The organism is Aminobacter sp. P4_D5 (genome assembly GCF_056401815.1).
On sequence record NZ_JBFUIP010000171.1, the window covers coordinates 1 to 11,526 of the forward strand.

Genomic DNA, 11,526 nt, shown 5'->3' on the forward strand with positions numbered 1-11,526 from the left:
GGCCATCCCGACGACCGGCTGGTGGCGCTCGCACTGGAGGAGCTGCGCTTCTTCACCCGTGAAGTGCGCATTCTCGGTGTTTACGAGGCCAACGAGTTCCGCGGCACGCAAAACAACGGCGACGCTTAAGAGTGCGCTCGGTTCCGGCGTACCCGCCGGAACCGCTTCTACAGGCGTTTCTCGAACCAGTGGTCGGCGTAGGGATTGTCGTTGAAGCGGCCGACTTCCCTGTACCCTTCACGCCTGTAGAGAGACTGCGCCTCCTTGAGCGCGCGGTTGGTGTCGAGGCATACGGTCTTTGCGCCGAAACCCGGCGCCATCGCCTCAAGCTTGTGCAGAATGCGGCGGGCAACGCCGAGCCCGCGCGCCGAGGGTGCGACCCACATCCGCTTGATCTCGGCTGTGGTGGCATCGACCATGCGTAGCGCCGCGCACCCAACGGGGCTTCCGTCGAGGCGGGCGATCACGAAACTGCCACGTGGAGCGACGAATTCGTCCTCCGTGGTCGTGTTTCCCCTGGACTGGTCGAATCCGTTTTCGAAACGCGCGGCGAGTTCGTCGAAATAGTGAGCCAGGCATTGCCGTGCTTCGGCGGTGTTGGGGGGCTCCTCATCGACCGTGATCGATGCTGCGGCAAGCAGGCGCTCGACCTCTGCCGTCGCGGCGACCAGGCGATCTCGCGCCGTCTCCGAAAGCGGCTCAAGAATGGAGTTCGCCAGGTCGTCCGACAGGGCGTCGTAGGCTGCGTGCTCGGCGAGGCCTTTGTCGGTCAGCGTCGCGTGGCGGCTGCGGGCGTCGCCGTCGAGCTTGCCGACTAAGACGAGGCCCTGTGCCTCAAGCGAACGCAGCATGCGGCTGAGGTAGCCTGAATCCAGCCCAAGCCGGGAGCGGAGGGCGCCAAGCCCCGCGCCGTCGGGTCCGATTTCGAAAATGAGCCGAGCCTCGCCGAGYGGGCGCCCGCGTCTGAGATAACTGTCTTCCAGAACACCTATTCGGCGGGTCACAGCGCGGTTGAAACTGCGCATCTGGGCGATTTGCAGAGATTTGTCCATTGCCTGACTATAGTCAGGGATCTGCGGAAGGCAAGATTTATCGGACTTTGGTCAGGTATCGTCAGTCGTTTTCCGCCCAGGTGCGGATGAGCTGATGGGCGATGGCATGGCTCGGCGGCACCCTGAGTTCGCGCGCGTGCGTGCCGTTGAGCATCTGAAGGACTTCCGCGCGGGAGAACCATCGGCAGTCTTCCAGCTCGTCGGAATCGGCCGAGATGTCTTCGTTGAGCGCCTCGCCGTAGCAGCCGATCATCAGCGAGTAGGGGAACGGCCAGGGCTGGCTCGAGTGGTAGACGACACGGCCAAGGCGGATGCCCGATTCCTCGAGTGTTTCGCGCCGCACGGCGGCTTCGATGGTTTCGCCCGGCTCGATGAAGCCGGCGAGCGCCGAATAAACGCCCGGCGCGAAATGGCGGCCTCGCCCCATCAGGCACTTGTCGCCGGAGACCGTCAGCATGATGGCCACCGGGTCGGTGCGCGGAAAATGTTCAGTGCCACAAGCCGTGCACAGCCGCTTGTATCCGCCGGCGCGCATGTCGGTTGGCGCGCCGCAGCGGCCGCAGAAACGATGGCTGGCGTGCCAGGCGAGCAGGGCCGCCCCTTGCGCCAGTGCGCCCAGCCCGGCGTTGTCGACAATGCCCTGCGCCAGGATCGAACGGAAGTCGATGGCTTTCAGATGGTCGGGCAGGCTTTCCGGCTCGACGGTAACAGGCACCGCGAGTGTGGCTGCGCCATCGGTTCGGCCAAGCAGGATCGCGTCGCTGGTTTGCGCGCCGAGCGCTTGCACCGCCGCGAGGTTGAAATAAGGGTTGGCCGGACCATTGGTGAAGTCCAGGACCAGTCGTCCGGAGGCGATCAGCAGCATCCGGGCGTCGGGTTCGGCCAGCGCCAATTTGGCGGAGTCGTCGCTGCGCTTTTCCGATTGGCGGTCGATGATGTTTCCCGCGAAGCCAAGGAAATGGCTGGCTTCACGCGTCGGTGCGTTAAACAGGCTGAAAGGCATCTGAAACTCGGTCTGGATTGGTGCCCGCTTTATAGAGCGGTCTTGATGCGCTCGGCAAACCGGTGGAGGTCGTCGCGGCGATAAGGCTCGCGCACACCGTGGCCCCAGACCGGGCCGGGCCAGCCGGGATCGCCCTCGGAGCGGGCGACGACGTGGAAATGCAGCTGGCGCACGATGTTGCCGAGCGCGCCGCTGTTGATCTTGCCGCATCCAGTCGTGCGCTTCAGCGCATGCGCCACCATGTTGCTCTCAAACGTCAGCATCGCCTGGTCGAGCGGGGTCAGGTCATGGATTTCCTCGACGCCAGGGCGCTGTGGCACCAGCACCAGCCAGGGCCAGCGCTGGTCGTTCATCACGCGCAATTCGCAAAGGCCGAGCCACATCAGCGGTTCGCTGTCGGCGTCGAGACGCGAATCGAGCGTAAACCCAGCCTTGAGGCCCGACATCATTTGCGTTTCCTTTGTTCAGGCGAAGGCTAGAGCCTGCCTGCGGCGCCTGCAAGCGAATCATTGAAAAAGGCCAGGTCGCAACTTGCCCGACCGAGCAGTGGCAAGCGCCGGCCTCGCGCCGATATGTTATGCGTGGAATTCCAGCGGAGATGCGCAATGTTTGCCGGTCAAATTGCCCTGGTTCTCTCAGCTGCCTTTGCGGGTGCCGCATTCTACATCAATTTCGCCGAACAGCCCGCACGGCTTGGCCTCRACGACAAAAATCTGCTCGCGCAGTGGAAGCCCAGCTATGCCGCCGGCTTCACCATGCAGGCAAGCCTTGCGGTCGTCTCGGGCGTTCTTGGCCTGCTCGCCGCGTGGCTGACCGCGGATTGGCGATGGGTTGTCGGCGCGCTGCTCATGCTCGCTAACTGGCCCTACACGATACTCGCCATCATGCCGACCAACAAAAAGATCGAAGCGATTCCCAACGATGAAGGCGGCACGGTATCCCGGACATTGATCATGCGCTGGGGGACGCTGCACGCGGTGCGCACCGGGCTGGGATGCGCCGCCACGCTTGCCTATCTCTGGGCGCTCAATTCCCAGGGCATCTGATCGCGGTTGGGGGCAGCTCATCCTTGGCTCTTGCAATTGGTCCGGCAATTGCCGATATGGAGGTTGGGAGGTTGGTGGTGGACGATCCACTCGCCAACCGGGTCAGGTCCGGAAGGAAGCAGCCCTAACGAGCCCGGAACGGGTCATTGTTCCAGCCTCCCGCCTCTTCGCCCTTCTCCGCGTCATTGACGGCGTTGCGCCGTGCGGGCGAAACTCGTTTCGCGGAATCGGCCCTGTGCGGTCGAGGCAGGGGCGCCAATACGAACGGGCGACGGGGCGAATGAGCGAAGCCGGACAGACCGAAAAGAGCAAGGACGGCGCTTACCGCGTTCTCGCGCGTAAATACCGCCCTGCGGATTTCTCAGCACTCGTCGGCCAGGAGCCGATGGTCCAGACGCTGACCAACGCGTTTTCCTCCGGCCGCATCGCCCAAGCCTGGATGCTGACCGGCGTTCGCGGTGTCGGCAAGACTACCACTGCCCGCATTCTCGCCCGCGCCCTCAACTACAAGACAGCTGACATCGACCGCCCGTCGGTCGACCTCACAGTGCTTGGCGAGCATTGCCAGGCGATCATGGAAGGCCGCCATGTCGACGTTATTGAGATGGACGCGGCGTCCCACACCGGCATCGACGACATCAGGGACATCATCGACCGCGTGCGTTATGCGCCCGTTTCGGCGCGCTACAAGGTCTACATCATCGACGAGGTGCACATGCTCTCGACGCAGGCCTTCAACGGCCTGCTGAAGACGCTTGAAGAGCCGCCTCCGCATGTGAAGTTCATCTTCGCCACCACCGAAATTCGCAAAGTGCCGATCACGGTCCTGTCGCGCTGCCAGCGCTTCGACCTGCGCCGCATCGATGCCGGCAAGCTTGTCGGCCACCTCCGCAACATTTCGGCGCAGGAAGGCATATCGGTCGAAGACGACGCACTGGCCATGGTCGCGCGTGCAGCCGAAGGGTCAGCGCGCGATTCGCTGTCGATTCTCGACCAGGCCATCGCCCATGGCGGCGGCAAGGTGACCACCGAAGCGGTGCGCGCCATGCTCGGCCTTGCCGACCGGGCGCGTGTCGTCGACCTGTTCGAAAACATCATGAAGGGCGACATCGCCGCCGCCCTTGGCGAACTGCGTGAACAGTATGACACCGGCGCCGATCCTGTAGCGGTGCTCAACGACCTTGCCGAGTTCACCCATCTGGTGACCCGCCTGCGCTTCGTGCCGTCGGCGGCCGACGACGCCTCGCTGTCGGAAGACGAGCGCAAGCGCGGCGTGGAATTTGCCCAGACCTTGTCGATTCGGGTGCTGTCGCGCGCCTGGCAGATGCTGCTCAAGGGCATTCCCGAAGTGCAGTCGTCCAACCGCCCGGTCAGCGCCGCCGAAATGGTGCTGATCCGGCTTGCCCATGCCGCCGACCTGCCGACGCTCGACGAGGCACTGAAATCGCTGGGCGATGCGTCGTTGCAGCCAGCACCTGGCCCCCGCAGCGGTGGTGCGGCTCCCGGCACAAGCAATGGCGGACCCGGCGCTTCGGCCGTGTCGCAGGCTCGCATGCCGGTCAGCAATGGCGGCGGCCAGGCGATGCGCCTGGTTGAAAGCGCGCCAGCGCCCACGGCCTTTGTCGCGCCAACGCCCGCGCCCGAACCGGTTGTCGATGCCGTGCCGGTGCGGTCGATTGCCGATCTGGCTGGCCTTGCTGAAGCCAATCGTGAAATGGCCTTCAAGGTGCTGATCAGGCGCGTCATGCGTCCAGTCCGTATCGAGCCCGGCCATATCGAGGTCAGCCTCACAGCGGACGCGCCGCGGACATTTCTCAACGACCTGACGATCAGGCTGAAGGCCTGGACCGGTCGGCACTGGATGGTGTCGCTATCGCGCGAGGAGGGCGGGCCAACGCTCGCCGAGATCGAGGCGAACAAGCGCGAGGTCGCCCTGACCGACGCGCGCGCCGACCCCACGGTGGCGGCGATATTGTCGCGCTTTCCCGGTGCGAAAATCATCGACGTGCGTCTTCCCACTGCGCCTGATGCACCCGATATCGACACAGACATCGAGTTGCCGCCCGACCCGGGCGTGGACAATGACGATGACGATCCGTTCTGAGACGAAAGGAACAAGACGATGAAAGATTTGCTGGGCCTGATGAGCAAGGCGAAGGAAATGCAGGCCAAAATGCAGGCCATGCAGGAAGAGGTCGCCCTGATCGAAGCCACCGGCCAGTCCGGCGGCGGCATGGTTGTCGTCACGCTTTCGGGCAAGTCGGAAATGAAGTCGCTGAAGATCGACCCATCGCTGCTCAAGGAAGGTGAAGGCGAGATCCTCGAGGACCTGATCGTTGCCGCCCACAACGACGCCAAGGCCAAGGTCGAGGCGACGATGCAGGAAAAGACCAAGGCACTGACCGCCGGCCTGCCGATCCCGCCCGGCATGAAGCTGCCGTTCTGAGGCAGAGCGAATAGGGAATGGTGAGTAGGGAATAGTGTCGCGGCGCTTGATATTCAGGCGCTTACACTACTCGCTACTCACTCAAACTTCGTCACCACGCTGATCCCCAGTCCTTCGAACCTGTCCATCGCCATCAGCGCGGCGGGCGCTTCCTCAAGGCTGAGATGCTTGCCGACAAGCTTTTGCGGCCTGAGCTTGCCCGCCTCGATCATCTCCATCATCGCCTGGTAGCGGAACGCCTGCATGCCGTGACTGCCGAGGATTTCGAGCTCGTGGGCGATCACCTTGTCCATCGGGATTTTCGGGTGGTGGTGATCGCCGAGCATGAGGCCGACCTGGACATGGCGGCCGCGCCGGCGAAGATTGGCGATCGAGTTGAAGCAGGTGGTGGGGTGGCCAAGCGCGTCGAGCGACAAATGCGCGCCGCCCTTGGTGATCTCCCTGACCGCGCCAACAACGTCGCTCGTGCTTGACGCATTGATCGTCGCCAACGCCCCGACCTGCCTGGCGAACTCCAGCTTGTCGTCGGCAAGGTCGATGCCAATGACATTGGCGCCTGCGGCGGAGGCGATCATGATCGCCGACAGGCCGACGCCGCCGCAGCCGTGCACGGCGACCCATTCGCCCGGCTTGACGCGACCCTGGTCGACCACTGCGCGGAACGAGGTGACGAAGCGGCAGCCGAGGCTCGCTGCCGTCGCGAAATCGAGCGTTTCAGGCAGGCGCACCAGATTGGTGTCAGCGAAATCGACAGCGACATACTCTGCGAACGAGCCCCAGGCGGTGAAGCCCGGCTGGAACTGGTGTTCGCAGACCTGGTGGTTGCCCGAATTGCACTCGAAACAGTGCCCGCAACCGCCGACGAAGGGTATGGTGACGCGATCGCCGATCTTCCACTGCGTGACCTGATTGCCGAGTGCCGCGATCGTGCCGGCAAGTTCATGGCCTGGCACATGTGGAAGCACGATATCCGCGTCGTGTCCCATCCAGCCGTGCCAGTCGCTGCGGCACAGCCCCGTGGCCTCGACCTTGATCACCACGCCTGTCGGCGAGGGCGTCGGATCGGCAACATTTTGCACTCTCAGCGGCTGGCCGAACTGCTCGAACAAGACGGCTTTCACGGTTTTTTCCCTCCGCTCTTCAGGCGGCTCGCCCGGTCGGTTCCATTGGCTGTGGTTCGAGCATAGCGGCCGCACGTTGCGCAGGCGAGCCCGGCAAGGAGCCGCTTTTCGACCTGTGGCCATCATTTTGCCCGAAACTGGTCCATGCTGGCCCCTATTACGGGGACGTGGCGGGCATAGAGAGAGGGGGCGATTTTGGTCGCCAAAAGATGGAAGATGCCGATTTTGATCGGCGTCGTCGCATCCCCGTTCGTCGTGTCCGGTTGCACCACCAGCAAAATGGCCGACGGGGTCACCACCAGTTCTGTCCGCTCGGGATCCTACGCCTACACGGCGAAGGACAAGGAATGCTTGGCCCGCGCGATGTTCTTCGAATCGAACCGCTCCAGTCGCGACGGCCTTGTGGCTGTCGGCAGTGTTGTCATGAATCGGCTCAAATCGGGTGAATATGCCAACACGGTTTGCGGCGTGGTCGGCCAGAAGGGCCAGTTCGCGCCCGGCGTTTTGTCCAGGCGCATGGATTCGGCAGCGCTGCCCGATGTGCAGGCGGCAGCCGAAGCGGTGCTCAAGGGCGAGCGCCATCCGAAGGTGAAGGAAGAGGTCATGTTCTTCCACACGGCAGGGCTGAAATTCCCCTACAAGAACATGCATTACACCACCGTTGCCGGCGGCAATGCCTTCTATGAAAAGCGCGGCCGGCACCGCCTGCCAGCAGTTGCGGAGCCGGAAACGATGGTGGCGTCCGCCGACCAGCCGATATTGCCTGGCGTCGACGATTCGGCGCCTGCAACTGTCGCTTCCGCTGGTTCCGATGCGGCGCTGGCGAGTGCCATGTCGTTCCAGGCCAGCCCCAAGCAAGCCGATGCTGTCGGCGCGCTGATCGCCAGCCAGGACCGGCCGATGAACGACTAGGCAATAGCGGGCGGACCTGGTGTCCGCCCTTCACTATTCGCTACTCACCGTCAGCTACTCGCTCTATATCGCTTCCATGTCGAAGCGAATCGCCGGTCCCGAGATCGAACGTCTGGTTCAGCTCCTGGCCAAGGTGCCCGGGCTTGGGCCGCGCTCGGCCCGCCGCGCAGCCCTTCATCTCATCAAGAAGAAAGAGCAGCTGCTCGCCCCGCTGGCCGCCGCCATGGGCGAAGCGGTCGACAAGGTGCGGGTGTGCTCGACCTGCGGTAATGTCGATACGTCGGACCCTTGCATGATCTGCACCGATCCGCGCCGCGATTCGACCACCATCATCGTCGTCGAGGACGTGTCCGATCTCTGGGCGCTGGAGCGGGCAGGGGCGATGAACGCGCGTTTCCACGTGCTGGGTGGCACGCTGTCGCCGCTCGATGGCATTGGCCCGGATCAACTCACCATCAAGCAGCTGGTGACCCGTATCGCCGAGGGCGGTGTCGGCGAGGTCATTCTTGCGGTCAACGCAACCGTCGAGGGCCAGACCACGGCGCACTACCTCACCGACCAGCTTTCAGGCTTCGACGTCAAGATCACGCGGCTCGCCCATGGCGTGCCGGTTGGCGGCGAGCTCGATTATCTCGACGAGGGAACGCTGTCCGCCGCACTCAAGTCGCGGACCGTCTTTTGACGCAATTGCCCGGCAGGGAGGGTGGATGAAACGTCTTCTTGCTGCTTTTTCGTTCCTTCCCACCCCCCTCTGGCCTGCCGGCCATCTCCCCCTCAAGGGGGGAGATCATTCGCATCCGCGACGGCCCTCGCCCTGTGACGTTGGGGGGCGGCGAGGCGGCAATGAAGGCCTGATCTCCCCCCTTGAGGGGGAGATGGCCGGCAGGCCAGAGGGGGGTGCGAAGAAGCGATACCTCGGCAATTTGGCAGCTGCATTTCTTTTCGCGTTGACGGCGCTGCCTCTCATCACCCCCGCCTCCGCTGCAAAGATCGACGACCAGTTCCAGGCCTGGCTTGCCAAGGACCTGTGGCCGGAGGCCAAGGCCAAGGGCATTTCCAAGGCCACGTTCGATGCGGCTTTTTCAGGCGTTTCGCCCAACTTGAAGCTGCCCGACCTTGTTTTGCGGGGTGAAAAGCCCAAGACGCCCAAGAAGCAGCACCAGGCCGAATTCGGCTCGCCCGGCAATTATTTTCCCGAAAAGACCCTCGGTGCCGTCACCGCAGGCGGGCGTACGCGTGCCAGTGCAAATGCCAAGACGCTGGCCGCGATCGAAAAACGCTTCGGCGTGCCGGGTGGAGTGGTGCTCGCCATCTGGGGTCGCGAATCCGGCTTCGGCGCCGCCAAGATGCCATACGACGCCTTCGAGGTGCTGGGCACCAAGGCCTTCCTGGCAACCCGCAAGGACATGTTCCGCAAGGAGCTGCTCGCCGGGCTCGAGATGGTCGAGCGTGGGCTGGTCAGCCGCAAGGACATGCGCTCGTCCTGGGCCGGTGCTCTGGGGCAGCCGCAGTTCCTGCCGACATCATTCCTTCAACATGCCGTCGATTTCGACGGCGACGGCCGCGCCGACATCTGGAACTCGACGCCCGATACGCTGGCTTCCATCGCCAATTATCTCGTCCATTATGGCTGGGTGAAGGGGCGCGGCTGGGGTTTTGAGGTGACGTTGCCCGACAATGTCACCTGCGCGCTCGAAGGCCCCGACAAGGGCAAGAAGACCGCCGATTGGGCGGCGATGGGCATTGCCCGTGTCGGCGGCAAGCCGTTTCCGGCCAGCGAAGCGCGCGCCGAAGGTTTCCTTATGATGCCGGCGGGGCGCAACGGCCCGGCCTTCATCGTCACGCCCAACTTCTACGTGCTCAAGGAGTATAACGAGAGCGACGTCTACGCGCTGTTCATCGGCCACGGTGCCGACCGCATCGCCAGCGGCGACAAGCGTTTCGTAKGTAGCTGGGGCAAGGTCGACGGGCTCTATCGCTCCGACATCGCCGACATGCAGCGCGGGCTGGAAAAGCTCGGCTACGACGTCGGTGGCTCCGACGGCCTGCCCGGTTTCAAGACCCGCCGTTCGATCGGCGATTGGCAGTCCAAGAACGGCCGTGCCGCCACGTGCTTTCCGGACAAGGGGATCGTCGAGGCGATGCGCTGACATCACCTTCCCCCCTTGTGGGAGAAGGGAAGGGCGCGAGGCTACGCCGCCTTCGACAGCCCAGCGCCGACTTCGGCCAAGATCTCGTAGGAGCGCTTGCGCGCCGTATGATCGTAGACCTGTGCCGTCACCATCAGCTCGTCGGCGCCGGTGCGTGCGACAAAGGCTTCGACGCCGCGTTGCACCGCTTCTGGCGAACCGACGACCGCGCAGGCGAGTGTCTGCGACAGCATCTGGCGAGCGACCGGATCGAGCTCGCGCTCGTAGCCTTCGACAGGTGCCGGCAGCTTGCCCGGCCGGCCGCTGCGCAGGTTGACGAAGGCCTGCTGCACCGAGGTGAACAACTGCTTGGCTTCCGCGTCGCTATCGGCGGCAACGACATTGATGCCGGCCATGACGTAAGGCTTTGCCAGACGCTCGGAGGGCTGGAAGCGCGAGCGGTAGATTTCGAGCGCATGGTCGAGCTCGGCCGGGGCGAAATGCGAGGCGAATGCGTAGGGTAGGCCGAGCATGGCTGCGAGTTGGGCGCCGTAAAGGCTGGAGCCGAGCACCCAGACCTCGACCTGCTCGCCTTCGCCGGGCACAGCGCGGATGCGCTGCTCCGGTGTCGCCGGCTCGAAATAGCCCATCAGCTCGACCACATCTTGCGGGAAGTTGTCGACGCCGGCTTCGAGATTGCGGCGCAGGGCACGCGCGGTCAGCATGTCGGTGCCCGGCGCCCGGCCGATGCCAAGATCGATGCGGCCTGGATGCAGGGCGGCCAGCGTGCCGAATTGCTCGGCGATGATCAGCGGAGCATGATTGGGCAACATGATGCCGCCTGCGCCGACGCGGATGGTGCTGGTGCCGGCCGCAACGTGGGCGATGACCACGGAGGTCGCGGCACTGGCGATACCCGCCATGTTGTGGTGTTCGGCCAGCCAGTAGCGGTGAAAGCCCAGCTTCTCGGCGTGGCGGGCAAGGTCGAGCGTATTTCGCAGCGATTGGCCAGCAGTACTGCCTTCGGTGACCGGGGACAGATCGAGCACGGACAGGGTGGTCATGGCTTCTCCTGGAAGATTTTTTCGCGCGCGAGCGCGCTGAAGGCATCCACATCTGGGATGTCGATGTGGAACTCATTGGTGATGACTTCGGCCAACTCAGCTGCGTCAGCGAGTTCGCGACGCTCAATGCGGCCGTCGGCGAGGTAGTGCGACAGACGGTTGTTGGCGAGCGTAAGCCGGCCCTCGGGCAAAGCGCGCGCGCCCATCAGGTTGATGCGGAAATGCGAGGCCGGATTGGTCGACAGGAAATAGTTCGTGACGGCGTAGTCGATTGGATACTGTTCCTGCAGGTCGAAACGGTAGAGCGTGCGCCATTCGCCTCCGGTGTTCGCCTGGGTGCGGAAATGGCCGTCGGTTTCGATGATGCGGAAGGTTTCGTGCGGCGTTGCCTGTTCGAGCCCTGGCTGAAACAGCAGTGGCGCGGTCTGCGTCAGTCCGCCAAAGCCGACATCGGCCAGCCATGTCTGCCCGTTCAGTTCGACCCTGAGCAGCATGTGGCCGCGCATCGTGATGGCGTCCTCCGACTGGCCCCACAAAACGCGGGCGGTAAGGCCCGATACGCTGAAGCCAAGCGCTTGAAGCGCCGCCATGAAAAGCAGGTTGTGCTCGAAGCAATAGCCGCCGCGCCGGCTTGCCACCAGCTTGCGCCGCACCGCCGCCGTGTCGAGATAGACCGGGCGGAACAGGAAAGGGTCCAGATTCTCGAATGGGATCGTTTGTGGATGCAGCAGATGCAGCGCGCGCAGAACCTCA

Annotated in this window: 11 protein-coding genes, 1 other RNA gene and 2 pseudogenes; 8 read left to right on the forward strand and 6 right to left on the reverse strand. The window is 63.9% G+C overall.

The window, feature by feature from the left end; genetic code table 11:
• Positions 1–129 (forward strand): annotated as a pseudogene (locus AC1DWF_RS25865) (prephenate dehydratase); the annotation flags it as partial.
• Positions 130–167: 38 nt separating this feature from the next.
• Here AC1DWF_RS25865 and AC1DWF_RS25870 read toward each other — a convergent pair.
• The 3 genes from AC1DWF_RS25870 to AC1DWF_RS25880 all read right to left on the reverse strand — a co-directional run bounded on the left by AC1DWF_RS25870 (position 168) and on the right by AC1DWF_RS25880 (position 2,504).
• Complete coding sequence (locus tag AC1DWF_RS25870; protein ID WP_476842204.1) at positions 168–851, reverse strand: GNAT family N-acetyltransferase; 684 nt, start codon at positions 849–851, stop codon at positions 168–170.
• A gap of 262 nt (positions 852–1,113) precedes the next feature.
• A complete protein-coding gene (gene nudC, locus AC1DWF_RS25875; protein ID WP_476784408.1) occupies positions 1,114–2,055 on the reverse strand; it encodes an NAD(+) diphosphatase in 942 nt (313 codons plus the stop codon).
• A 29-nt stretch (positions 2,056–2,084) separates the two neighbouring features.
• The gene (locus AC1DWF_RS25880) at positions 2,085–2,504 is read right to left on the reverse strand and encodes an HIT domain-containing protein (RefSeq protein WP_476784409.1); all 420 of its coding nucleotides are present in this window, start codon (positions 2,502–2,504) and stop codon (positions 2,085–2,087) included.
• A 156-nt stretch (positions 2,505–2,660) separates the two neighbouring features.
• Here AC1DWF_RS25880 and AC1DWF_RS25885 point away from each other — a divergent pair, with 156 nt between their 5' ends.
• The 4 genes from AC1DWF_RS25885 (at position 2,661) to AC1DWF_RS25900 (ending at position 5,547) form a co-directional block, all read left to right on the forward strand.
• The gene (locus tag AC1DWF_RS25885) at positions 2,661–3,101 is read left to right on the forward strand and encodes an anthrone oxygenase family protein (RefSeq protein ID WP_476842205.1); all 441 of its coding nucleotides are present in this window, start codon (positions 2,661–2,663) and stop codon (positions 3,099–3,101) included.
• A 66-nt stretch (positions 3,102–3,167) separates the two neighbouring features.
• An RNA gene (gene ffs / locus AC1DWF_RS25890) (signal recognition particle sRNA small type) lies at positions 3,168–3,264 on the forward strand.
• A gap of 117 nt (positions 3,265–3,381) precedes the next feature.
• Positions 3,382–5,205: a DNA polymerase III subunit gamma/tau gene (locus AC1DWF_RS25895; protein ID WP_476785840.1), complete on the forward strand. Its 1,824-nt coding sequence runs from the start codon at positions 3,382–3,384 to the stop codon at positions 5,203–5,205.
• Between the two features lie 18 nt (positions 5,206–5,223).
• Positions 5,224–5,547: a YbaB/EbfC family nucleoid-associated protein gene (locus tag AC1DWF_RS25900; protein ID WP_476785841.1), complete on the forward strand. Its 324-nt coding sequence runs from the start codon at positions 5,224–5,226 to the stop codon at positions 5,545–5,547.
• Positions 5,548–5,624: 77 nt separating this feature from the next.
• On the opposite strand, the gene AC1DWF_RS25905 is transcribed toward AC1DWF_RS25900, so the two are convergent.
• Complete coding sequence (locus AC1DWF_RS25905; RefSeq protein ID WP_476785842.1) at positions 5,625–6,668, reverse strand: zinc-dependent alcohol dehydrogenase family protein; 1,044 nt, start codon at positions 6,666–6,668, stop codon at positions 5,625–5,627.
• Positions 6,669–6,884: 216 nt separating this feature from the next.
• Between AC1DWF_RS25905 and AC1DWF_RS25910 the strand changes: the two are divergent.
• The 3 genes and pseudogenes from AC1DWF_RS25910 to AC1DWF_RS25920 form a co-directional block, all read left to right on the forward strand.
• A pseudogene (locus AC1DWF_RS25910) lies at positions 6,885–7,439 on the forward strand (cell wall hydrolase); the annotation flags it as partial.
• Between the two features lie 217 nt (positions 7,440–7,656).
• Positions 7,657–8,262 (forward strand): recombination mediator RecR, encoded by a 606-nt coding sequence (gene recR, locus AC1DWF_RS25915; protein WP_476783354.1) that lies wholly within the window; start codon positions 7,657–7,659, stop codon positions 8,260–8,262.
• Between the two features lie 193 nt (positions 8,263–8,455).
• Positions 8,456–9,730 carry a lytic murein transglycosylase gene (locus AC1DWF_RS25920; RefSeq protein ID WP_476842206.1) on the forward strand — a complete coding sequence of 425 codons (1,275 nt, stop codon included), beginning with the start codon at positions 8,456–8,458 and terminating at the stop codon, positions 9,728–9,730.
• A 41-nt stretch (positions 9,731–9,771) separates the two neighbouring features.
• On the opposite strand, the gene AC1DWF_RS25925 is transcribed toward AC1DWF_RS25920, so the two are convergent.
• Together AC1DWF_RS25925 and AC1DWF_RS25930 are read right to left on the reverse strand one after the other, a co-directional pair.
• Complete coding sequence (locus tag AC1DWF_RS25925; RefSeq protein ID WP_476783341.1) at positions 9,772–10,773, reverse strand: LLM class flavin-dependent oxidoreductase; 1,002 nt, start codon at positions 10,771–10,773, stop codon at positions 9,772–9,774.
• Positions 10,770–11,526 (reverse strand): arylamine N-acetyltransferase family protein (locus AC1DWF_RS25930; RefSeq protein WP_476842207.1); only part of this gene is annotated, 757 nt, incomplete at its 5' end. The genes AC1DWF_RS25925 and AC1DWF_RS25930, both read right to left, overlap by 4 nt.

What these genes read in the sequence shown, in the direction of transcription:
- AC1DWF_RS25900 (WP_476785841.1), top strand. Translation starts at nt 5,224, where the DNA reads ATGAAAGATTTGCTGGGCCTGATGAGCAAGGCGAAGGAAATGCAGGCC.
- AC1DWF_RS25925 (WP_476783341.1), bottom strand. Translation starts at nt 10,773, where the DNA reads ATGACCACCCTGTCCGTGCTCGATCTGTCCCCGGTCACCGAAGGCAGT.
- nudC (WP_476784408.1), bottom strand. Translation starts at nt 2,055, where the DNA reads ATGCCTTTCAGCCTGTTTAACGCACCGACGCGTGAAGCCAGCCATTTC.
- AC1DWF_RS25870 (WP_476842204.1), bottom strand. Translation starts at nt 851, where the DNA reads ATGCTGCGTTCGCTTGAGGCACAGGGCCTCGTCTTAGTCGGCAAGCTC.
- AC1DWF_RS25880 (WP_476784409.1), bottom strand. Translation starts at nt 2,504, where the DNA reads ATGATGTCGGGCCTCAAGGCTGGGTTTACGCTCGATTCGCGTCTCGAC.
- recR (WP_476783354.1), top strand. Translation starts at nt 7,657, where the DNA reads ATGTCGAAGCGAATCGCCGGTCCCGAGATCGAACGTCTGGTTCAGCTC.
- AC1DWF_RS25895 (WP_476785840.1), top strand. Translation starts at nt 3,382, where the DNA reads ATGAGCGAAGCCGGACAGACCGAAAAGAGCAAGGACGGCGCTTACCGC.